Here is a 22,751-nt window from a genome sequence, read left to right as displayed (position 1 = left end):
CAAGCGCGCGAAGGACTTTCGACCTGCTCAAAGTGCCAGGTCAGCAGGGATGAGGGACCCTTGGGGTCGGGGATGAAGGGACTTTCGGGCTCCAGCTCAGGACCAACGCTGCGCCAAATGATCGATCAAAAGGCGTGGAATGGAGGTAAGCAATGAGGCGACTCGGAAGGTGCGGGCGATGACTGCCACCCCTGCGGAAACCACGAAGAACGACGGAGCCTGGAACGGCTTCAAGGGCGGCCTGTGGCGCGATGCCATCGACGTCCGCGACTTCATCCAGCAGAACTACACGCCGTACGAGGGTGACGATTCCTTCCTCGCCGGCCCCACCGAGCGCACCACCGCCGTGTGGAAGGCGATCACGGACAAGTTCCCCGAGGAGCGCGAGAAGGGCGTCTACGACGTCGCCCACGACATCCCCTCGACGATCACCGCCCACGCCCCGGGCTACATCGACCGCGACAAGGACCTGATCGTCGGCCTCCAGACGGATGCCCCGCTCAAGCGCGCGATCATGCCGAACGGCGGCTGGCGCATGGTCGCCGGCGCCCTGGAGACCTACGGCTACCCGGTCTCCGCGGAGCTGGAGAAGGTCTTCACGGAGTACCGCAAGACCCACAACGCCGGTGTCTTCGACGCCTACACCCCCGACATCCGTGCCGCCCGCAAGGCCGGCATCGTCACCGGCCTGCCCGACGCATACGGTCGCGGCCGCATCATCGGCGACTACCGCCGCGTGGCCCTCTACGGCGTCGACCGCCTCATCGCGGTGAAGAAGGACGAGAAGGAGGAGCTGAACGCCCTCCCCGCGGGCAACCGCTCGCTGGAGGAGACGATCCGGCTCCGCGAGGAACTCTCCGAGCAGATCCGCTCGCTCGCCGAACTGAAGGCGATGGCGGCCTCCTACGGCTACGACATCTCCGGCCCGGCGACCAGCGGCCGCGAGGCGATCCAGTGGCTGTACTTCGCCTACCTCGCCGCCGTGAAGGAGCAGAACGGCGCGGCCATGTCGCTCGGCCGCACCTCCACCTTCATCGACGTCTTCCTCCAGCGCGACATCGAGGCCGGCCTCCTGACGGAGGAGCAGGCCCAGGAGCTGGTCGACGACTTCATCATCAAGCTCCGCATCGTGCGCTTCCTGCGGACCCCCGAGTACGACGAGCTCTTCAGCGGCGACCCCACCTGGGTCACCGAGTCGATCGCGGGCATGGGTGAGGACGGCCGTCCGCTGGTCACCCGGAGCTCCTTCCGTTACCTCCAGACCCTCTACAACCTCGGTCCGGCGCCCGAGCCGAACATGACCGTCTTCTGGTCGCCGCAGCTGCCGCAGGGCTTCAAGGAGTACTGCGCCCGGGTCTCGATCGACACCTCGTCGGTCCAGTACGAGTCGGACGAGCTGATGCGCCCGCGCTTCGGCGACGACACCGCCATCGCGTGCTGCGTCTCGGCGATGCCCGTCGGCAAGCAGATGCAGTTCTTCGGCGCCCGTGTGAACCTCGCCAAGACCCTGCTCTACGCGATCAACGGCGGCCGGGACGAGAAGTCCGGCGCCCAGGTCGGCCCCTCGACCGGCGCGCTCGACACCGAGGTGCTCGACTACGACCAGGTCATGGCCAAGTTCGACGAGCAGATGGAATGGCTCGCCTCGACCTACGTCCACGCGCTGAACGTCATCCACTACATGCACGACCGGTACGCCTACGAGCGCATCGAGATGGCGCTGCACGACCGTGACGTGCGCCGCACGATGGCCTGCGGCATCGCGGGCCTCTCGGTCGCCGCCGACTCGCTGGCCGCGATCAAGTACGCCAAGGTCACCCCGGTGCGCGACGAGACGGGCCTGGCCACCGACTACACCATCGAGGGCGAGTACCCGGCCTTCGGCAACAACGACGACCGGGTCGACGCCATCGCGGTGTGGCTGGTCGAGGAGTTCATGAAGAAGGTGCGCAAGCACCCGACCTACCGGGACGCCGAGCACACCCAGTCCGTGCTGACCATCACCTCGAACGTCGTCTACGGCAAGAAGACCGGCAACACGCCGGACGGACGCCGGGCGGGCGAGCCGTTCTCCCCGGGCGCCAACCCGATGAACGGCCGTGACACCCACGGCTACGTCACCTCCGCGCTGTCGGTCGCGAAGCTGCCGTACGAGGACGCCGAGGACGGCATCTCGCTGACCAACACGGTCACCCCCGACGGTCTGGGCCGCACCCCCGAGGAGCGGATCAAGAACCTGGCGGGCGTGCTCGACGGCTACATGGCCAGCGACGGCTTCCACATGAACGTGAACGTCCTCAACCGCGACACGCTCATGGACGCCATGGAGCACCCGGAGAACTACCCGCAGCTGACCATCCGGGTCAGCGGGTACGCGGTGAACTTCGTCCGGCTGACCCGCGCCCAGCAGATGGACGTGCTGAACCGCACCTTCCACGGCTCGCTCTAGAGCCGGCCCGCCCGGCCGGGTCCCCACGGGATCCGGCCGGGCGCCCACAGACCGCGCGGCCCGGGGTCGGGCTCCCCCGCACCGGCCCCGGGACCGCGCGCATCCAACCGTCGACCGCCCCGCAGCGGGGGCCACACCGGGGTCGACCGCCCCACACCAGATCAGCCCCTCGAATCTGGAGCACCTGCCATGACCGTCCTGCTCGGTACGAACATCCCCGTCGGCGCCGCCAACGCCCTCCCCTTCGGAGCCGCCCCCGTCAGCGCGGGGCAGACCCCCGCCGCCGCCGCGACCCAGCGGCCGAGCGAGGGCTCCGTGCACTCCTGGGACCTGTCGACGGGCGTGGACGGTCCCGGTACCCGCTTCGTCACCTTCCTCGCCGGGTGCCCGCTGGCCTGCCTCTACTGCCACAACCCCGACACCATGCGGATGCGCAGCGGCAAGCGGACCTCGGCCGACGACGTGATCGCCGAGGCGCGCAAGTACACCCGCTTCATCACCGCCTCCGGCGGCGGCGCCACCATCTCCGGCGGCGAGCCGCTGCTCCAGCCCGTCTTCGCGGGCGAGCTGCTGCACCGGATGAAGCACGACCTCGGGCTGCACACCGCCCTGGACACCTCCGGGTTCCTGGGGGCGCGCGCCACCGACGCGCTGCTGCGCGACGTGGACCTGGTCCTGCTGGACATCAAGTCCTGGGACCGGGAGACCTACAAGAAGGTGACCGGCCGCCCGCTGGAGCCCACCCTCGACTTCGCCCGGCGCCTGGCCGACCTCGGCAACGAGGTGCACCTGCGGTTCGTGCTGGTGCCGGGGCTGACCGACGCCCAGGAGAACATCGAGGGCGTCGCGGCCTTCGCCGCGGGCCTCGGCAACGTCTCGCGGGTCGACGTACTGCCCTTCCACAAGCTGGGGGAGAGCAAGTGGGAGGCGCTGGACATGGAGTTCTCCCTGCACGACACGCCCTCGCCCAGCGCCGAGCAGGTCGCGCGGGCCAAGGCGGTCTTCGCGGCGCAGGGCCTGCTGGCCGTCTGATGGCCCGTCCCGCCTGAACGCCCGTCCCGCGTGAACGCCCGTCCCGCGTGAATGCCCGTCCCGCGTGAACGCCCGTCCCTCCAATGGCCCAGCGGGAGAGGGTTCATAGCGGGCTGAATCAGGACATACGGCCTAACGTGGTCCTGTGCCCGAGCCTTCAGAAGTACTCGCCGAAGCGCCACCCCCCGACGAGGCGCCCCCGCCGCAGGTGCGGCCGGGGCCGCGGCCCGCGGTCGGGCGGTCCGTCACCGCCCGGGCCACGCTGGCGGGCGCCACGGTCTCCCTGCTGCTGATCGTGGCGATCGTGCTCGGCAGCCGGCTGCTGCGGGACTTCGACTCCGCGCTGCTGCCGTACGCCGTCGCCACCGTCTTCCTGGCCTTCGGCGTCGCCTACCGCTACACCGTGTGGGTCTCCGCGCCCGGCGCGCGCCGCCTCTTCAAGAAGGGGTTCGGCAGCCTCTTCTCGGCCGCCAACTTCCGCAAGGCCCCCACCGCCCTGCCGAAGATGATCGCCACCTACCTGGGCTTCCAGAAGTTCCTCGGCGCCCGCTCGCACGCCCGCTGGGCCGCCCACCAGATGATCTTCTGGGGCTGCATCCTCGCCGCGGCGATCACCTTCCCGCTGACCTGGGGCTGGTTCACCTTCACCTCCGGCAACGCCACGGGCCCCGGCTACGAGATGCGGATCTGGGGCTTCAAGGTGCTCGGCTACGACGCGCTGAGCGTGGTGGGCTGGCTGATGTTCCACGGCCTGGACATCGCCGCCGTCCTCGTCATCCCGGGCGCCTCCTACTTCCTGTGGCGCCGGATGAAGGACCGCGGAGCCATCACCGGGCAGCGCTTCGCCTACGACCTGCTCCCGTTGATCATGCTCATCGTCATCTCCGTGACCGGGCTGCTGCTGACCTTCTCCTCGATCTTCCTGCACGGCGGCGGCTACGAGTTCCTGGCGATCCTGCACATGGTCTCGGTGGTCTTCACGCTCATCTACATCCCCTTCGGGAAGTTCTTCCACATCGTGCAGCGGCCCGCCGCCGTCGGGATGCAGCTCTTCAAGTACACCGCCCGCCAGGACGAGCAGATCTTCGCCTGCAAGCGGTGCGGGGAGACCGTGGACACCGCCCCGTACGTCGAGAACCTGCGCGGCACGATGAAGGACCTGAACCTGAACTTCGACGCCTGGGCCGAATACTGCCCCCGCTGCAAGCGGGTGCTGCGCGGCGGCGCGTACCTCAACCACGTGAAGAAGGGCTTCAAGTGAGCACGCGGCGCATCCCGCTCGACCCTTCCCTCGCCCCGCCCGGCACCCGCAACTTCCGCGACGCGGGCGGCATCCCGGCCGACCAGTGGCACGCGGACCAGAACGGCGAGACCCTCGTCCCCACGCACTGCTGCTTCTGCGGCGTGCAGTGCGGGATGTACCTGCGCGTCGACAAGGGCGGCAAGGTCTTCGGCGTCGAACCGCGCAACCACGACATCAACCGGATGCGCCTGTGCCCCAAGGGCATCAACGCCTACCAGCAGGTCAACCACCCCGACCGGCTGACCGCTCCGCTGCTGCGCCGCTCCCGGGACGAACCCTTCAAGGAGGTGTCCTGGGACGAAGCGCTGGACCACACCGTCGCCGAGATCCGGCGCATCCAGGACGAACACGGAAACGACGCCTTCGGGCTGCTCGGCGGCGCCAGCCTGTACTCGGAGAAGACCTACCTGGTCGGCAAGTTCGGCCGGGTCGCGCTCAAGACCCGGCACGTCGACTACAACGGGCGGCTGTGCATGGTCAGCGCGGCCGGCGCCAACAAGCTCGCCTTCGGCATCGACCGGGCGGGCAACCCCTTCTCCGACATCCTGCTCACCGACTGCCTGCTGATCGCCGGGTCGAACGTGGGGGAGTGCTTCCCCGTGATGACCCAGTACGTGTGGGGCGCCCGGGACCGCGGGGCCTCGCTCATCGTGGTCGACCCGCGCGAGACGGCGATCGCGCGCACCGCCGACGTCCACGTCGCCCTCAAGCCCGGTACCGACTCGGCCTTCTTCAACGCCGTCCTGGGCGTGGTGGTCGCGGAGGGCCTGACCGACGAGGCCTTCCTCGCCGAGCACACCACCGGCTGGGCGGAGGTCAAGGCCACCGCCGCGCAGTACCCGCCCGAGCGCGCCGCCGAGATCTGCGGGATCCCGGCCTCCCAGGTCGTCCAGGTCGCCCGGATGTTCGCCGGCGCCGGCAGCGCGATGGCCATGCACGCGCGCGGCGTCGAGCACCACTCCCAGGGCGTCGAGAACTGCCTGTCGATCATCAACCTCTGCACGGCCACCGGGAACCTCGGCAAGCCGGGCGCCGGCTACGGCACGATCACCGGCCAGGGCAACGGCCAGGGCGGTCGCGAACACGGCCAGAAGTCCGACCTGCTGCCCGGCGGCCGCTCCATCATGAACGAGGAGCACCGCCGCCAGATCTGCGCGATCTGGGGCATCGAGGAATCGGAGCTCCCGCGCGCCGGCACCTCCATGATGGAGATGGTCTGGCAGATGCAGCGGCGCGAGATCCGCGGTCTGATCGGCATCTGCAACAACCCCTTCGTCTCGCTCCCGAACTACGCGACGGTCAAGGAGGGCTACGACACCCTCGAATTCCACGCGCAGTTCGACTTCTTCCTCTCCGAGACCGCCGACAACGCGCACGTGGTCTTCCCGGTCACCGTCTGGGCCGAGGACGAGGGCGTCATGGCCAACACCGAGGCCCGCGTCGTCAAGCACAACAAGGCCCAGGAGCCGCCCGCCGGGGTCCGCACGGACACCTGGGTGATGTGCGAACTGGCCCGCCGCCTCGGCGTCGGCGACAAGTTCGACTTCCCCGGCTCCCGCGAGGTGTTCGAAGAGCTGCGGATCGCCTCCGCCGGCACGGTCAACGACTACTACGGGATCACCTACGAGCGGCTGGAGGAGACCGGCGGCATCGCCTGGCCCTGCCCCACCACCGACCACCCGGGCACCCCCCGGCTGTTCGAGGGCGGCAAGACCTTCCACCCGGACGGGAGGGTGCACATGCAGGTCGTCGAATGGCATCCGCCGATGGACGCCTACACCGAGGAGTACCCGCTCTCCCTCACCACCGGCCGTACCGTCGCGCACTTCCTCTCCGGCAACCAGACCCGCCGGCTGGGAGCCCTGGTCGAGCAGACCCCGCGCCCGTGGGTGGAGGTCCACCCCTCGCACGGCTTCCGCAACGGCGATCCGGTACGGGTGGTCACCCGCCGGGGCAGCGAGGTCTTCCCGGCCCTGGTCACCGAGGCGATCCGGCCGGACACCGTCTTCATCCCCTACCACTGGCCCGTCCCGACGGCGGCGAACGCCCTGACCATCGACGCCCTGGATCCCCGTTCCAAGATCCCCGAGTACAAGGTCTGCGCCGCCCGGATCGAGTCGGCCGAGCGGGTCGACGAGGTCCCCGCCCCGCCCACGGCCCCCGGTCGCGAGGCCTACCCGGAGACCCAGGTGTCCCGCACCGACCCCCTGCCCCCCACGGCCCCCCAGGGTCGCGGCACGGCGGAGAGGAGCTGATCGCGCCATGATGGGCAGAACGATCTTCATCGACCCCGGACGCTGCATCGGGTGCCAGGCCTGCGTCTCCGCCTGCCGCGAATGCGATTCGCACCGCGGCAAATCGATGATCCACCTGGACTACACCGAGCCCGGCATGTCCGTCGCCTCCCTTCCCACGGTGTGCATGCACTGCGAGGACCCGGTCGCGCCCTGCGCCGAGGTCTGTCCCGCCGACGCGATCCTGGTGACCGCCGACGGCGTGGTGCAACAGGCCGACACCACCCGCTGCATCGGCTGCAGCAACTGCGTCAACGCCTGCCCCTTCGGGGTCCCGAAGATCGACCTCCAGGCGAAGCTCCAGATGAAGTGCAACCTCTGCTACGACCGCACCGCCTACGGCCTGGCCCCCATGTGCGCCACGGTCTGCCCCACCGGCGCCCTGTTCTACGGAACCCTGGAGGAACTCCAGGCCGAGCGCCCCGGCGTCCAGGTGGCCGATTCCTTCGCCTTCGGCGACGTGGTCGTCCAGACCGGCGTGGCGATGGTCGTGCCCGCCGACAAGGTGCAGTGGCCCGTCCCGGGCGGGCTCCCCGTCGTCGAGATCAACGGAGTGGATGTCCGATGAGCGTCACCGAACAGCCCGCTCCCGCTCCGGGCGGCGACCACGGCCCCGACCACGGCCCCGACACGGGGGTGGACGCCGCCGCCGAGCAGCTGCGCGACCGGATCAGCGCCGACTCGCTGACCACCCGGCGCGACTACCTGCGCATCGTCGCCACCGTCTCCGGCGGCCTGGCCATCGGCGGGGTGGGCGTCGCCGCGGGCATCCTGCACCGGCACGGCGACAACGAGACGCTGCCGAAGCCCAAGAAGGTCGCCGACCTGCTCCCGCCGGGGGAGGCCGTGGCCTTCCGCTTCCCCGGCGACGACGACCGGGCGGTGGCCGTGCGCCTCAAGGACGGCAGCCTCGTCGGCTACTCCGCCGTCTGCACCCACCTGGCCTGCGCGGTGCTGTGGCGCGAGGACCGCGGCGCCGAGGGGGAGCTCTACTGCCCCTGCCACGAAGGCGTCTTCGACGCCCGTACCGGTGAGGTCACCGCGGGCCCGCCGCCCCGCCCGCTCCCCAAGGTCTTCCTGAGCGAGGAGGTCGACGGGAGCGTCTGGGCCGTGGCCACCGCCCGGTCCGGAGAGCCGGCCAAGGACGCCCTGTGCCGACAGTTCAGCGACGCCCGCCCCGAGATGGCCGCCCGGTTGGGCTGCCCGGGCGGCGACCGCGCCACCGAGAGCAGGCGGACATGAGCGACCCCCAGCTGCCTCCCCCGCCCGACTACCGGCCGGGCAGTGCCCAGCCCCGGCTCAACCGGCCGGTCCGGGAGCGCTACCCGCAGATCCGCGCCACCAGCGGCTACGGCGACCCCCGGATCCGGCACACGGGCCCAGGCCCGGGAGCCGGGACCGAGCAGGAACCGGAGCGCTCCTCGAAGCTCAACGCCCGTCTCGCCTTGGCCCTCACCGTGGTGATCGGCCAGCTCTGGGCGCTGACCGTGACCGTCAACGAGTGGATGAAGGGAAACACCCACACGGCCTGGTGGGGGGCGGGATTCCTGTTCCTGTCCTTCCTGGTCGTGCTGGGTCTGTGGATCCTCGACCCGAAGGACCGATGACCATGTCCATACCCACGCCCGTCACACCCGCGCCCCGTTCGCACCGGGCCGAGAGCTACAAGCCCGGCGCGACCATCGCGGACTGGCGCCCCGAGGACGACGGCTTCTGGCAGTCCACCGGCCGCAAGGTGGCCCAGCGCAACCTGTGGATCTCGGTCCCCGCGCTGATGCTCGGCTTCGTGGTCTGGCAGGTCTGGTCGGTCACCGTCGTCAAGCTCAACGACGTCGGCTTCGGCTTCTCCAAGTCCCAACTCTTCTGGCTGACCGCCATCCCCGGCATCACCGGCGGCACCTTCCGGATCCTGTACACCTTCATCGGGCCGATCTTCGGCGAGCGGAAGTTCACCGCGATCAGCACGCTGGTCCTGGTCGCCCCGATGCTCTGGCTGGGCTTCGCGCTCCAGGACACGGGCACCCCGTACTGGGAGCTGGCCCTGATCGCGGCGGTCTGCGGCATCGGCGGCGCCAACTTCGCCTCCTCGATGGCCAACATCGGCTTCTTCTTCCCCAAACGGGAGAAGGGCAGCGCCAACGGGCTCAACGGCGGCCTCGGCAACCTCGGCGTCAGCGTGGTCCAGCTGGTCGCACCGCTGGTGGTCACCGCCGCCGTGCTCGGCGCCCCCGCCGGCGGTCCGCAGCACGACGCCAAGAAGAACACCGACATCTGGCTCCAGAACGGCGCGTTCCTCTGGGTGCCGCTGCTGGTCATCATGGCCCTGCTCGCGTGGTTCCTGATGAACGACCTGAAGGTGGCCGCCGCCCCCTTCAGCCAGCAGAAGATCATCTTCAAGCGCAAGCACAACTGGCTGATGACCTGGCTCTACGTCGGCACCTTCGGGTCCTTCATCGGCTTCGCAGCGGGCCTGCCGCTGCTCATCAAGAACAACTTCGAGACCCAGGGCTACCAGGCCACCACCTATGCCTGGATCGGACCCTTCGTCGGCGCGATCATGCGCTGGGCCGGCGGTTGGCTCTCGGACAAGATGGGCGGGGCCAGGGTCACCATGCTCTCCTTCGTCGGCATGGCGGCCGCGCTGGTCGTGGTGATCTTCGCGCTGCCCTCCGGCGGCGACCAGGGAAGCTTCTGGACCTTCTTCGTCGGCTTCCTGGTGGCCTTCTTCTTCTCCGGCCTCGGCAACGGTTCGACCTTCCGGCAGATCCCGGTCATCTTCCGGGACCAGCACGCGAAGGAGGCCGAGGGGAAGGGCCCCGAGGCGCAGGCCGCGGCCCTCAAGCAGTCCGAGATGGAGGCGGGCGCGGTCACCGGCTTCTCCTCCGCGATCGCCGCCTACGGCTTCTTCTTCATCCCGGCGATGTTCGCGAACCTCCAGGTGACGACCGCCCTGTGGATCTTCATCGGGTTCTATGCGACCTGCCTGGTCGTCTGCTGGTGGTTCTACGCCCGCAAGGGTGCCGAGGCGCCCAGCTGAGCCGTCGCGGGGGCGGCCGTACCCTTGAGGCATGAGTACCGCCCCCGCCTCCGGCCCGCAGTCGCCCCAGCCCGCCGGGACCCGGCCGAAGCCGAAGCCGAAGCTGGACTTCGGCGACCCGCTGGACCGGCAGTCCTCGGACGACACGGACCGCGGCTGGGGAGAACGGCCCCCCGCCGCGGACAGCGCGGCCGACCTGGCCCGCTTCCTCGACGAGAAGCCGCCGCACCACGTCTGAGTCAGGCCGAGCCGTCCCTGCCCTGGCCTCCCTGACCGGCCGCGCCCCCGCCCCGCTGGGAGACGAGCGCGTCGCGGATCTCCTTGAGGACCTCCAGCTCGCTGATCTCCATGGTCTCCTGGACGCCTTCCTTGGCCTTGCGCCGCAGCTCCTGCTTGGCGAGGTACTTCGCCATCGGCAGCACCATCAGGAAGTAGACGACGGCCGCGGTGATCAGGAAGCTGAGCGTCGCGTTCAGCACCGAGCCCCACATGATCGGGATGCCGGAGACGACCTCCCCCGTCGCGTTCGTCTCGCAGGGGCTCTTCAGGCAGGACGAGTACTTGTCCAGGTCCTTGGTGCCGATCGCGCCGACCAGCGGGCTGATGATGCCCTTGACCACCGAGTTCACGATGTTCGTGAACGCCGCACCGATGACCACGGCCACCGCGAGGTCGACCACGTTGCCGCGCATCAGGAAGGCTTTGAAGCCTGCCAGGAGGCCGGTGTTCTTCTCGCTCACCACTGCATCTCATTTCGCTCGTACTGCACTCGGAGCCAACGGTTCCGAAAACTACGGCAGTCCGGGCCCGGCGTGTCCAATCGGTGCACACCATCAGGCGACTTGATCGGGTGTGTGTACGAGTCAGCACCGGGTCACGGCCAATCGCGCCACCGTGCCCGTGCCCACGAGGGCCCGCGCGGTGTCCCGGGGCACGGACAGGACCACCAGCGCCCCGGCGTCCCCCACGCCCTTCTCCCCGGGCGGCACTTCGGCGACCCTGGCGGACTCCGCCAGCACCCGCGGCGGACCGTCCCGCTCCGCGGCCACCACGTCCACCCGGTCCCCGACCCGCAGGAGCCTGACCGTCGCAGCGTCCGCGATCCGCACCGGCGCCGACACCAGCGGTACGGGAACGGCCCGCCCGGCGCCGGAGGCCGCCGGGGGCGGTGGTGGAGGTGCGGCCCGCGAGGCCCTGGCCTCGGCTCCGGCGGCAGCGGCCAGCGCAGCCGCCGCCACGGCGAGCCCCGCGCCCACCACCCGGCGCCTGCGCCGCACCGCCCTGCGCAGCCGGTCCCCGCTCCGGCCCACCCGCAGCGGGGCGAAGTCCGGAACGGCGTGCACGGGCCCGCACGGAGCAGCAGAACCGGCGCCGGAGGAGGAGGCGGGGGAGGAAGAGGGGGAGGAAGAAGGGGAGGAAGAGGGGGAAAGGGAGGAAGGGGAGGAAGAGGAAGCGGAGGAGGAAGAGCCGGAGGCGGAGGAGGAACGAGCGTAAGGAGAAGCGGACATGGCCGTCACACCCTTCGTCAGGTGAGCCCGGGCGATCTGCCCGGACCCCCCTCACGATCCGCCCGTCCGCCGGATCCCGCTCCGGCCTGTGGACGGTCCCCAGGTTGTGGACAACCCCGTCACCCACACGAGCGAGCGAGCCCGTCCGCCGTCGTGAGCCCGTGCGCCGCCGCGACCCCGTGCGCCGCCGCGACCCCGTCCGCTACGGCAGTTCGATGCCCAGGTCCCAGCCGTCGTGCGCGTGCGTGCACAGGCAGTCGCGCGACTCCGTCGCCGGCAGGGCGGCCACCGCGTCGAAGAGGACCTCGCGCAGCCGGCCGACGTTCTCGCCGAAGACCCGCAGGACCTCGGTGTGGGACACCCCTTCGCCCGTCTCGGCGCCCGCGTCCAGGTCGGTGACCAGGGCCATCGAGGCGTAGCAGAGACCCAGCTCGCGGGCGAGGACGGCCTCGGGGTGGCCCGTCATGCCGACCACCGACCAGCCCGCCGCCGCGTGCCAGCGGGATTCGGCGCGGGTCGAGAAGCGCGGGCCCTCGATGACGACCATGGTGCCGCCGTCCACCGGCTCCCAGTCCCGTCCCCGCGCCGCGGCCAGGGCGGCCGCGCGGCCCACGGGGCAGTAGGGGTCGGCGAAGGTGGTGTGCACGACGTTCGGGACGGAGCCTCCCCCAGAGCCTCCGGCCTGGGAGGTGCCCCCTGGCAGCGGCTCGCCGTCGAAGAAGGTCTGGGCGCGGGACTTCGTACGGTCGACCAGCTGGTCGGGGACGAGCAGGGTGCCCGGGCCGTACTCCGGGCGCAGGCCGCCCACCGCGCAGGGGCCGAGCACCTGGCGGACGCCCACCGAGCGCAGGGCCCAGAGGTTGGCGCGGTAGTTGATCTTGTGCGGCGGGACCTTGTGGCCACGGCCGTGGCGGGGCAGGAAGGCGACCTGGCGGCCGGCCAGCTCGCCGAGGAAGAGGGAGTCGCTGGGCTTGCCGTACGGGGTGTCCACCTCGATCTCGGTCACGTCCTCCAGGAAGGAGTAGAAGCCCGAGCCACCGATGACACCGATCTCTGCGTTCGCCATGGCCCCACCCTAAAGGCAGCCCGCCGAACCCTCGCGGGGGGTTGTGGATCACCCGTGCGGGGGACCCGGGAACGGACGCACGAAGGGCCCCGCCGCCGGTGGTGACCGGTGGCGGGGCCCTTCGCGAAGCATGGTGCTCCGTGGAACGTGACGCTCCGTGGAACGCGTTGGCGCGCGGCACGTGGCGCCGCGCAGCACGGAGCGCGGTACCGCGCGGAACGTCAGGCGGCGGAGGTGGTGCCGCTGCTGGAGGAACCGCTCGACGACGAGGTCGAGGACGACGACGTCGAGGAGGACGACGAAGCCGAAGCCGCCGGAGCGGACGCGGTCGTCGAGGACGCGGGCTTGGCGGCCGGCGTGCTGCTCGACGAGGAGCCGCGGCTGTCGTTCCGGTAGAAACCGGAACCCTTGAAGACGATGCCGACCGCGGAGAACACCTTCTTCAGGCGTCCGTCACAGCTCGGGCACACGGTCAGTGCGTCATCGGTGAACTTCTGCACGGCCTCAAGGCCCTCACCGCACTCGGTGCACTGGTACTGGTAGGTCGGCACGAATTTCCTCCTGGCACTCTCACTCAATGAGTGCTAACGACGTTCCATGGTGACGTATTCCGGCGGATCAGTCCACCGTCACAGGTATGCGGTGACCCACGACACGCTCATTCACCCGCACGGTAGCCTCCGGCTTCGACGTGCCGGACGGCTTCTGGGCGGTGTTCTGGCCCGGCTTCTGCGACGAGCTGATGACCCGGCTCGGAGCCTTCGGCGCCAGCTTGGATCGCAGTGCCAGCAGGGTCAGCAGCGCCAGCGCGGTGGCCGCCGCCGGGACCAGGAAGCCGTACGAGGACCCGTAGGCGTCGGTCAGCCGGCCCGCGACGGTGACCGCGGCGGCCTGCCCGAAGGCGACCGCACCGGTCAGTGCCGTGAAGGCCTCGGTGCGCGAGGCGGCCGGGACCAGCTGCTCGATCATCGTGTAGCCGGTGATCAGGGCCGGGGCGATGCACAGGCCGACGACGAGGCCGAGCGCGCCGAGCAGGAAGACCGAGTTCACGGTCCACAGCACCGACGCGGCGGCGGTGAGGCCGACGTAGCCGAGGATCAGGCGCCGGCGCGGGCCGATCTTCCAGGCGATCGTGCCGCAGGCGATGCCCGCGATCATGTTGCCGCCCGCGAAGATGCCGTAGAGCAGGCCGTTCGCGCCCGGGTTGCCGATCTCCTCGGAGAAGGCGGCGAGCGAGATCAGCATGCCGCCGAAGACGGCGCCGATGCCGACGAAGGCGACGATCAGGACGCGGAGCCCCGGGAAGGACAGCGCCGAGGCGTGCTTCTCGCCGCCCGCGAGGCGGGGCACCGGCTTGGGCTGGGTGCCGCGCTGCGCGGCGAAGAGCAGGCCGCCGATGAGGGTCAGGCCCGCCTCGGTGAGCAGACCGGCCGAGGGGTGGACGGTGGTGCACAGGAAGGTCGCGAGCACCGGGCCGACGACGAAGGTCAGCTCGTCGGTGACGGACTCCCAGGCGGCGGCCGTCGACAGCAGCGGCGAGCCTTCGAGCTTGGCGGCCCAGCGGGCCCGGACCATCGGGCCGACCTGCGGGACCGAGGCGCCGGCCGGGACGGCCGCGAGCGCGAGGGCCCACAGCGGGGCGTCCAGCAGGGCCAGCGCGGTCAGGCCGACGACGGACGCGGCGTGCACGAAGACGGTGGGGATCAGGACGGCGCTCTGGCCACGCCGGTCGGCGAGCTTGCCGATCTGCGGGGCGAACAGCGCCATCGCGATGCCGGTGACGGTGGCGACGACGCCCGCGTCACCGAAGGAGCCGGTGGTGTGCTGGACGAGCAGGACGATGCCGATGGTGAGCATCGCGAAGGGCTGTCGTGCGGCGAAGCCGGGGATCAGGAAGCTGAGGGCACCGGGCGTGCGCAGGAGCTGGCCGTAGCCGGGGCGGGACTTCTCGGTCGTGACCGCGGATGTCACGGCCTTGCCTTTCCGCTGCCTGGTAGAACTCCCCGACTGCGGACGGTGCGGCGCCTTGTGAGCGAGTCGCACCCGTACATGTGGGAGCCCCGAGAGCTGTCCTCTTGCGCCGAACCGAGTGATACCTGGGCGCCCCACTGCGGGAGGGTGCCACGGCCGCCGAGCGGTCGCGCCAGCTCTGCGTCAGACAGAGTTGGTTCGATATGGTGTGCCTTCATGGTACAGGCATACCGCCCACTGCGCCCTGTGATTGTGGCGACATCGCATCTCTTCACCTGCGATTAACGGGAACTTCGCCTTCCGGTCCCCCCGAAAACAGGGCAGAACCGGCCACTCGGCATCGAACCTGTCTTATTTCGGACTCTATTTAGGGTCCGACTTCAGGCCCTACTTCAGGCCCTACTTCAGGCCCTACTTCAGGCCCTACTTCAGGCCCTAGCTCAGGTCTTACTTCAGGCCCTGCTTCGGACCCCGATGAGTGACCGCTGTCGACCCGCCCGTGCCGAGCCAGCCCGCCAGCTTGCCGCCCCGGGCCACCGCCCGCAGTCGGGCCTCCGTGGCGTCGCGCACCGGATCCGTCGCGACCACCAGCAGCTCGTCCCCGCGCCGCAGCACGGTGGCGGGCAGCGGTACGAAGCTCTTCTCGTCCCGCACCACCAGCGTGACGGCGGCCCCTGCGGGCAGCCGCAGCTCGCTGACCTCGACCCCGTTCATCCGCGAGCCCTCGGGTATGCCGAAGGACAGCAGGTGTCCGCGCAGCCGCTCCAGCGGCGCCGATTCGATCCCGAGGTCGGCCGCCCCGGGCGCCTGGTCGCCGAGCTTGAGCTTGCGGGCCAGCCAGGGGAGCGTCGGCCCCTGCACCAGGGTGTAGACGACGACGAGCACGAAGACGATGTTGAAGACCCGGTCGCTGCCCTCGATCCCGGACACCATCGGGATGGTGGCCAAGATGATGGGGACGGCGCCGCGCAGCCCCGCCCAGGACATCAGGGCCTGCTCCTGCCACGGCAGCCGGAAGGGCAGCAGGCTGAGGAAGACCTCCAGCGGGCGCGCCACCATCGTCAGCACCAGGCCGATGATCACGGCCGGCCAGAAGTCGTGGACCAGGTCGTGCGGGGTGACGAGCAGGCCCAGCAGCACGAACATGCCGATCTGGGCGATCCAGCCGAGGCCGTCCGCGAACCCCCGGGTCGCGGGCCAGTGCGGGAGCTTCGCGTTCCCCAGCACCATCGCCGCCAGGTAGACCGCCAGGAAGCCGGAGCCGTGGGCCATCGCCCCGGCCGCGTACGCCGTCACGGCGATCGCCATCACGGCGATCGGGTAGAGGCCGGAGGCGGGGAGCGCCACGTGCCGCAGGCCGTAGGCCCCGAGGAAGCCCACGGTCAGGCCGATCGCGACGCCGATGGCGAGTTCGAGGGCGATCTTGCCGAGCAGTACGTACCAGTCGTCCACCGGGCCGACCGTGGCGAAGGCCACGACGAGGATCACCACGGGGGCGTCGTTGAAGCCGGACTCGGCTTCCAGCACGCCGGTGATCCGCGCGGGCAGCGGCACCTTGCGCAGGACGGAGAAGACGGCGGCGGCGTCCGTCGAGGAGACGACGGCTCCGATCAGCAGCGCCTGGCGCCACTCCAGCCCCACCAGGTAGTGCGCTCCGGCGGCCGTGACGCCCACGCTGACCGCGACGCCGACCAGCGAGAGCACGATCGCGGCGGGCAGGGCGGGCTTGATCTCTTTCCACTTCGTGCCCAGACCACCCTCGGCGAGGATCACCACGAGGGCCGCGTAGCCGATGACCTGCGTCAGCTCCGCATTGTCGAAGACGACGTTGCCGATGCCGTCCTGGCCTATCGCGATGCCTATGCCGAGGTAGATGAGCAGACTGGGGAGCCCGCTGCGCGAGGAGATGCGCACCGCTGCGACGGCTATGAGCAGCACGAGCGAGCAGACCAGCAGAAGCTCATTGAGCTGGTGGACAGTCAGCGGGCGATCCTTCCCTCGGAGCGCCTGCCGGATCGTTGCTCCGGCGGCAAGTACTTCGTTACCTTACCTAATATTTGACGATTTCTTGACGCTCTACTCACATTGTGAAACGGCCATCGCCCCTGCTGCCAGCCGCCGGGACCCCTCGCGGATCACTCCCGGGCGCCCTGCGCCTATGGTTGCTCCAGCACTCCAGGACCACCCTGCCCCGCGAAGGACAGCGATGCCCGCCAAAGAATCCGCCCCTTCCGTCAAGAAGAAGGGACGACGCGCCCGTCTGATCGTGCTCACGCTGGTGCTGGCGCTCGTCGCGGGCCTTGGCTACGGGGCGTACTGGAGCGCGGACACGCTGCGCGCTTCCTACCCGCAGACGACCGGCACGCTCAAGCTCGCCGGACTCACCGCGCCCGTAGAGGTGAAGCGCGATGCCAAGGGCATCCCCCAGCTCTACGCCGACACCGACCAGGACCTCTTCCGTGCGCAGGGCTTCGTGCACGCGCAGGACCGGTTCTGGGAGATGGACGTACGCCGTCACATGACCTCCGGCCGTCTTTCCGAGATGTTCGGGGCCGGCCAGGTCGAGACCGACGCCTTCCTGCGCACGCTGGGCTGGCGGCAGGTCGCGCAGACCGAGTACGACACCAAGCTCTCACCCGAGACGAAGAAGTACCTCCAGGCCTACGCCGACGGGGTCAACGAGTACCTCAAGGGCAAGTCCGGCAAGGACCTCTCCGTCGAGCACGCCGCCCTCAAGCTCAGCGACGACTACAAGCCCGAGCAGTGGACCCCGGTCGACTCCGTGGCCTGGCTCAAGGCGATGGCCTGGGACCTGCGCGGGAACATGCAGGAAGAGATCGACCGCTCGCTGATGACCGGCAAGCTCACGCAGGCCCAGATCGACGAGCTGTACCCGCCGTACCCCTTCGACCGGAACAAGTCGATCGTCGACGGCGGCAAGGTCGAGGGCGGCAAGTTCGTCACCCAGGGCGCCCCGGGCTCCACCTCGGGCACGGGCTCGACGGGTACCGGAACGGGTACGGGTACCGGTACGGGTACGGGTACCGGAACGGGCACGGGCACCGGCACCGGCACGGGTACCGGCTCCTCCGCCGGCCCCGCCACCAACGGATCGAACGCCTCCGCCAACACCAGCGCCGTGGACAACACCACCGTCCAGGGCGCCAGCGCGGGCCTGCGCACCCAGCTCACCGCGCTGGCCTCGACCCTGGACCAGATCCCCGCCCTGCTCGGTCCCAACGGCAGCGGCATCGGATCGAACTCCTGGGTCATCGGGGGCAAGTACACGACCACCGGCAAGCCGCTGCTCGCGAACGACCCGCACCTGGCCCCGCAGCTCCCCTCGGTCTGGTACCAGATGGGCCTGCACTGCCGGACGGCCTCGGCGTCCTGCCAGTACGACGTGGCCGGGTTCTCCTTCTCCGGCATGCCCGGCGTGGTCATCGGCCACAACGCGGACATCGCCTGGGGCATGACGAACCTCGGCGCCGACGTGACCGACCTCTACCTGGAGCAGGTCAAGCCCGAGGGCTACGTCTACGACGGCAAGGTGCTCCCCTTCACCACCCGCGAAGAGGTCATCAAGATCGCGGGCGGCACCTCGAAGAAGATCACCGTGCGGACCACGAACAACGGCCCGCTGGTCTCCGACCGCAGCGACGAGCTGGGCACCGTCGGCGCCCGCGCCCCGGTCGGCGGCACGGCCCCCGACCGCGGCAACGGCTACGCCGTGGCCCTGCGCTGGACCGCCCTGGACGCGGGCAAATCGATGGACGCCGTCTTCAAGATGAACCGGGCGAAGGACTGGCCGAGCTTCCGGGCCGCCGCCGCCGACTTCGAGGTCCCGTCGCAGAACCTGATCTACGCCGACAACAAGGGCGCGACGGGCAACATCGGCTACCAGGCCCCGGGCAAGATCCCGCTGCGCACCACGGGCGACGGCCGGATGCCGGCGCCGGGCTGGGACTCGAAGTACGCCTGGAAGGGGTTCATCCCCCAGAACGAGCTGCCCTCCGAGTTCAACCCGCAGCGCGGCTACGTCGTCACCGCCAACCAGGCGGTCATCGAGAGCGGCACCGGAGCGGGCAAGTACCCGTACACGCTGACCACCGACTGGGGCTACGGCGCCCGCAGCCAGCGGATCAACGACCTCATCGAGGCGAAGATCAAGGACAGCGGCAAGATCTCCACCGACGACATGCGCACCATGCAGATGGACAACAGCAGCGAGATCGCCACGCTGCTCGCGCCCATGCTGACCAAGATCCGCGTCTCGGACCCGGACGTGCGTTCCGCCCAGAAGCTGCTGGAGGGCTGGAACTACACGCAGGAGCCCGACTCGGCGGCGGCCGCCTACTTCAACGCGGTCTGGCGCAACATCCTCAAGCTGTCCTTCGGCGACAAGATGCCGAAGGAGCTGCGGGTCAAGGGCAGCTGCATGAACGTCAAGGGCAACGGCACCGGCCCGGCGGACGACCTCGCCACGGTGGTCCGCGAGTGCGGCGAGCGCGACTCGGACTCGGCGCAGCCCGACGGCGGCGACCGTTGGTTCGAGGTGGTCCGCAAGCTGGTCAAGGACGAGAAGTCCGCCTGGTGGCAGTCGCCCGCCCTGTACTCGGACAAGGCGACCACCACCCGCGACGAGCTCTTCGCCCGGGCCATGAAGGACGCCCGCTGGGAGCTGACGGCCAAGCTCGGCAAGGACCAGTCCAGCTGGAGCTGGGGCCGGCTGCACCAGCTGACGCTGAAGAACCAGACGATCGGCACCGAGGGCCCCGGCTTCATGAAGTGGCTGCTCAACCGCGGTCCCTGGAACCTGGGCGGCGGCGAGGCCACGGTCAACGCCACCGGCTGGAACGCCTCCAGCGGCTACGACGTCACCTGGGTCCCCTCGATGCGCATGGTCGTGAACCTCAACGACCTCGACAAGTCGAAGTGGATCAACCTCACCGGCGCCTCGGGCCACGCGTACGCCGACCACTACACCGACCAGACGGACATGTGGGCCAAGGGCGAGCTGCTGGACTGGGCGTTCGGCAAGGAGGCGGTCGCCAAGGCGACGGTCGAGACGCTCACGCTCAAGCCGTAGGCGTCACGCCAGCGGCTCGAAGCGGCGCACCCCCGACGGGGTGACCACGGCGTGCACGGGGTGGTCGTGCGGTTCCTCCGGGACCCGCGCGACCACCTCTTCGTCGTAGAGGAGCACCACCAGCGCCGGATGGGCGTCCGCGCGCTCCAGCCGGGCGAGCACCCGGTCGTACGAACCCCCGCCGCGCCCCAGCCGCATCCCGCGCCCGTCCACCGCGAGCCCGGGCAGCAGCACCGCGTCCGCGTCGGTGACCGCGTCGGGACCCAGCCGCGGGCCGGCCGGCTCCAGTAGGGTCATCTTCCCGGCGCGGGCGGCCGCGGCCAGGCTCGCGGGACCTTCGTACGCGGCCCAGTCGAGGTCGTTGTCCGGGAGCAGGACGGGCAGCAGGACGCGGACTCCGCGCCCGCGCAGCGCGTCGAGCAGGTCCCGGGTGCCGGGTTCGGAGCCGATGGAGACGTACGCGGCCACGGAGCCGGCGTCGGCCAGCTCGGGCAGGTCGAGCGCGCGCTCGGCCAGTGCGCGGGCCGACCTGCGCAGGGTCTCGTCGGGCAGGGCGCGGCGGGCGGCCAGAAGTGAGCGGCGCAACTCCGCTTTATTGGAACGGTTCTGTACCACAGCTGGTTCTCAGACCCTTCTATTTCAGGACAAATGCGGAACAATTCACCCGGGTGTTCGCAAGGCGTTCAGAGCCACCGACTATCGTTCTGCCCATGACTCAGTTGCACCCCGTGATCAAGAAGGCCGTCATCCCGGCCGCGGGCCTCGGCACTCGCTTCCTCCCGGCGACGAAGGCCACCCCGAAGGAAATGCTCCCGGTCGTGGACAAGCCGGCCATCCAGTACGTGGTCGAAGAGGCAGTCGCTGCCGGTCTCGACGACGTCCTCATGATCACAGGGCGTAACAAGCGGCCCCTGGAGGACCACTTCGACCGCAACTACGAGCTGGAGTCGGCCCTGATCGCCAAGGGCGACGACGACCGGCTGAAGAAGGTCCAGGAGTCCAGTGACCTGGCCACCATGCACTACGTCCGGCAGGGCGACCCGCGCGGACTCGGTCACGCCGTGCTGTGCGCCGCCCCGCACGTGGGCGACGAGCCCTTCGCCGTCCTCCTCGGCGACGACCTGATCGACCCGCGCGACCCGCTCCTCCAGCAGATGGTCGAACTCCAGCAGCGCACCGGCGGCACCGTCATCGCGCTGATGGAGGTGGACCCCCGGTCCATCCACCTCTACGGCTGCGCCGCCGTGGAGAAGACCGGCGACGACGACATCGTCAAGATCACCGGTCTCGTCGAGAAGCCGGACGCGGACGAAGCGCCCAGCAACTACGCGATCATCGGCCGGTACGTCCTCAGCCCCGCGATCTTCGACATACTGCGGGAGACCGAGCCGGGCCGCGGCGGGGAGATCCAGCTCACCGACGCCCTGCAGAAGCTGGCCGCCGACGAGTCCATCGGCGGCCCGGTGCACGGCGTGGTCTTCCGGGGCCGCCGCTACGACACCGGGGACCGCGGGGACTACCTGCGGGCCATCGTTCGCCTCGCGTGCGAGCGCGAGGACCTGGGCCCGGAGTTCCGCACCTGGCTTCACAGTTACGTCACGGAGGAGATGTAGCACCTTGACCAGTTCAGCACCGCAGGATCCTCGACCGGCGGACGACCAGCAGCGTCTGTGGTCGGTCGACGAGCACCTCGCGGACGTCCTCGCCGCCATCCGGCCGCTGGAGCCGATCGAGCTCCAGCTGCTGGACGCCCAGGGCTGTGTCCTGGTCGAGGACGTCACCGTGCCCGTCGCCCTCCCGCCCTTCGACAACAGCTCCATGGACGGGTACGCCGTCCGGGTGGCCGACGTCCAGGGTGCGGGCGAGGAGTTCCCCGCGGTGCTGACGGTCATCGGGGACGTCGCGGCGGGCAGCGGGAAGCTGCCGACCGTCGGCCCCGGCGAGGCCGCCCGCATCATGACCGGCGCCCCGCTGCCCCCGGGCGCGGAGGCCGTCGTACCGGTCGAGTGGACCGACGGCGGTACGGGTGGCGGCGCGGCCGCGGGGATGACCCCGGCCAGCGAGGCCCCCGAGGGCGGGCGCGGCGAGGTCCGGGTGTACCGGGCCGCCGAGGCGCGCGCCCACGTCCGCGCGCGCGGCAGCGACGTACAGGCGGGCGACCTCGCACTGCGTGCCGGGACGGTGCTCGGCCCGCCGCAGATCGCCCTGCTGGCCGCCATCGGACGCGGCACCGTCCGGGTGCGCCCGCGCACCCGGGTCGTCGTCATGTCCACCGGCAGCGAGCTGGTCCAGCCCGGCGAACCGCTGACCGAGGGCCGGATCTACGACTCCAACAGCTTCGCGCTGGCCGCCGCGGCCCGTGACGCCGGAGCCATCGCCTACCGGGTCGGCGCGGTCGCCGACGACGCCGACACCCTGCGCTCGACCATCGAGGACCAGCTCATCCGGGCGGACCTGATCGTCACGACGGGCGGCGTCAGCGTCGGCGCGTACGACGTGGTGAAGGAAGCCCTGACGCCGGTGGCGAGCGCCGCGTCGGGCGCCACCGACGAGGAGGACGTCGACACCACCCGGGTCGACTTCCGCAAGCTGGCCATGCAGCCCGGCAAGCCGCAGGGCTTCGGCACGGTCGGCCCCGACGCGACCCCGCTGCTCGCGCTGCCCGGCAACCCGGTGTCCTCGTACGTCTCCTTCGAACTCTTCGTCCGGCCGGCCATCCGGGCCCTGATGGGCCTGCCCGCGGCGGACCTGCACCGCCCGGTGGTCCGCGCGGTGCTCGAAGCCGACAAGGCGCTGCGCTCGCCGGCCGGGCGCCGCCAGTTCCTGCGCGGCAAGCACGACCCGGAGCGGGGGACGGTGAGCCCGGTCGGCGGATCGGGATCGCACCTGATCGCGGCGCTCGCGCACGCGGACTCGCTGATGGTGGTGCCGGAGGACGTGACCTCGGTGGAGCCCGGCAGCGAGCTGGAAGTGGTCCTGCTCGGCTGAACCCCGCCCGGTGC

At 70.4% G+C, this 22,751-nt stretch carries 19 protein-coding genes; 12 read left to right on the top strand and 7 right to left on the bottom strand.

Annotated features, from left to right (window positions below; all coding sequences use genetic code 11):
- The first annotated feature begins 178 nt into the window (after positions 1-178).
- The 9 genes from pflB (at position 179) to ACIQWR_RS36400 (ending at position 10,353) form a co-directional block, all read left to right on the top strand.
- Positions 179-2,449 (top strand): formate C-acetyltransferase, encoded by a 2,271-nt coding sequence (gene pflB / locus ACIQWR_RS36440; protein WP_404018807.1) that lies wholly within the window; start codon positions 179-181, stop codon positions 2,447-2,449.
- A 189-nt stretch (positions 2,450-2,638) separates the two neighbouring features.
- Positions 2,639-3,481 carry a pyruvate formate-lyase-activating protein gene (gene pflA, locus ACIQWR_RS36435; protein WP_404018804.1) on the top strand — a complete coding sequence of 281 codons (843 nt, stop codon included), beginning with the start codon at positions 2,639-2,641 and terminating at the stop codon, positions 3,479-3,481.
- Between the two features lie 145 nt (positions 3,482-3,626).
- Positions 3,627-4,742: an MFS transporter gene (locus tag ACIQWR_RS36430; RefSeq protein WP_404018801.1), complete on the top strand. Its 1,116-nt coding sequence runs from the start codon at positions 3,627-3,629 to the stop codon at positions 4,740-4,742.
- On the top strand, positions 4,739-7,039 hold the full coding sequence (locus ACIQWR_RS36425) for a molybdopterin oxidoreductase family protein (protein ID WP_404018798.1): 2,301 nt from the start codon (positions 4,739-4,741) through the stop codon (positions 7,037-7,039). The genes ACIQWR_RS36430 and ACIQWR_RS36425 overlap by 4 nt, the downstream gene beginning before the upstream one ends.
- Before the next feature lie 7 nt (positions 7,040-7,046).
- A complete protein-coding gene (locus ACIQWR_RS36420) occupies positions 7,047-7,646 on the top strand; it encodes a 4Fe-4S dicluster domain-containing protein (RefSeq protein WP_404018795.1) in 600 nt (199 codons plus the stop codon).
- A complete protein-coding gene (locus tag ACIQWR_RS36415; protein ID WP_404018792.1) occupies positions 7,643-8,320 on the top strand; it encodes a Rieske (2Fe-2S) protein in 678 nt (225 codons plus the stop codon). The genes ACIQWR_RS36420 and ACIQWR_RS36415 overlap by 4 nt, the downstream gene beginning before the upstream one ends.
- Positions 8,317-8,685 carry a hypothetical protein gene (locus ACIQWR_RS36410; RefSeq protein WP_404018789.1) on the top strand — a complete coding sequence of 123 codons (369 nt, stop codon included), beginning with the start codon at positions 8,317-8,319 and terminating at the stop codon, positions 8,683-8,685. The genes ACIQWR_RS36415 and ACIQWR_RS36410 overlap by 4 nt, the downstream gene beginning before the upstream one ends.
- 2 nt (positions 8,686-8,687) lie before the next feature.
- Positions 8,688-10,115 carry a NarK family nitrate/nitrite MFS transporter gene (locus ACIQWR_RS36405; RefSeq protein ID WP_404018787.1) on the top strand — a complete coding sequence of 476 codons (1,428 nt, stop codon included), beginning with the start codon at positions 8,688-8,690 and terminating at the stop codon, positions 10,113-10,115.
- 31 nt (positions 10,116-10,146) lie between these two features.
- Positions 10,147-10,353: a hypothetical protein gene (locus ACIQWR_RS36400; RefSeq protein ID WP_404018784.1), complete on the top strand. Its 207-nt coding sequence runs from the start codon at positions 10,147-10,149 to the stop codon at positions 10,351-10,353.
- 1 nt (position 10,354) lies between these two features.
- On the opposite strand, the gene mscL is transcribed toward ACIQWR_RS36400, so the two are convergent.
- The 6 genes from mscL to ACIQWR_RS36370 all read right to left on the bottom strand — a co-directional run bounded on the left by mscL (position 10,355) and on the right by ACIQWR_RS36370 (position 16,676).
- Positions 10,355-10,855, bottom strand: coding sequence for a large conductance mechanosensitive channel protein MscL (mscL, locus tag ACIQWR_RS36395; protein ID WP_399264229.1), 501 nt, complete (start codon positions 10,853-10,855; stop codon positions 10,355-10,357).
- A gap of 123 nt (positions 10,856-10,978) precedes the next feature.
- Positions 10,979-11,458: a hypothetical protein gene (locus ACIQWR_RS36390; protein ID WP_404018781.1), complete on the bottom strand. Its 480-nt coding sequence runs from the start codon at positions 11,456-11,458 to the stop codon at positions 10,979-10,981.
- 367 nt (positions 11,459-11,825) lie between these two features.
- On the bottom strand, positions 11,826-12,689 hold the full coding sequence (locus tag ACIQWR_RS36385; protein ID WP_404018778.1) for an S-methyl-5'-thioadenosine phosphorylase: 864 nt from the start codon (positions 12,687-12,689) through the stop codon (positions 11,826-11,828).
- A 221-nt stretch (positions 12,690-12,910) separates the two neighbouring features.
- On the bottom strand, positions 12,911-13,240 hold the full coding sequence (locus ACIQWR_RS36380) for an FmdB family zinc ribbon protein (protein WP_404018775.1): 330 nt from the start codon (positions 13,238-13,240) through the stop codon (positions 12,911-12,913).
- A gap of 67 nt (positions 13,241-13,307) precedes the next feature.
- Positions 13,308-14,660, bottom strand: a complete 1,353-nt coding sequence (locus tag ACIQWR_RS36375) for an MFS transporter (protein ID WP_404018772.1) — start codon at positions 14,658-14,660, stop codon at positions 13,308-13,310.
- Positions 14,661-15,107: 447 nt separating this feature from the next.
- On the bottom strand, positions 15,108-16,676 hold the full coding sequence (locus tag ACIQWR_RS36370; RefSeq protein ID WP_404018945.1) for a potassium/proton antiporter: 1,569 nt from the start codon (positions 16,674-16,676) through the stop codon (positions 15,108-15,110).
- A 190-nt stretch (positions 16,677-16,866) separates the two neighbouring features.
- Between ACIQWR_RS36370 and ACIQWR_RS36365 the strand changes: the two genes are divergently transcribed.
- A complete protein-coding gene (locus ACIQWR_RS36365) occupies positions 16,867-19,749 on the top strand; it encodes a penicillin acylase family protein (protein ID WP_404018769.1) in 2,883 nt (960 codons plus the stop codon).
- A 3-nt stretch (positions 19,750-19,752) separates the two neighbouring features.
- On the opposite strand, the gene ACIQWR_RS36360 is transcribed toward ACIQWR_RS36365, so the two are convergent.
- Positions 19,753-20,364, bottom strand: coding sequence for a 5-formyltetrahydrofolate cyclo-ligase (locus ACIQWR_RS36360; protein WP_404018767.1), 612 nt, complete (start codon positions 20,362-20,364; stop codon positions 19,753-19,755).
- 95 nt (positions 20,365-20,459) lie between these two features.
- Here ACIQWR_RS36360 and galU point away from each other — a divergent pair, with 95 nt between their 5' ends.
- Both galU and glp read left to right on the top strand, forming a co-directional pair.
- Positions 20,460-21,362, top strand: coding sequence for a UTP--glucose-1-phosphate uridylyltransferase GalU (gene galU / locus ACIQWR_RS36355; RefSeq protein WP_399264243.1), 903 nt, complete (start codon positions 20,460-20,462; stop codon positions 21,360-21,362).
- 4 nt (positions 21,363-21,366) lie between these two features.
- Complete coding sequence (glp, locus tag ACIQWR_RS36350) at positions 21,367-22,737, top strand: gephyrin-like molybdotransferase Glp (protein WP_404018764.1); 1,371 nt, start codon at positions 21,367-21,369, stop codon at positions 22,735-22,737.
- Positions 22,738-22,751 lie beyond the last annotated feature (14 nt).

The organism is Streptomyces sp. NPDC098789, assembly GCF_044759975.1.
In the GTDB taxonomy this organism is placed as follows: Bacteria; Actinomycetota; Actinomycetes; order Streptomycetales; family Streptomycetaceae; genus Streptomyces.
Note: the sequence above shows the minus strand (reverse complement) of the source record. Positions and strands in the feature narration are given on the sequence as shown.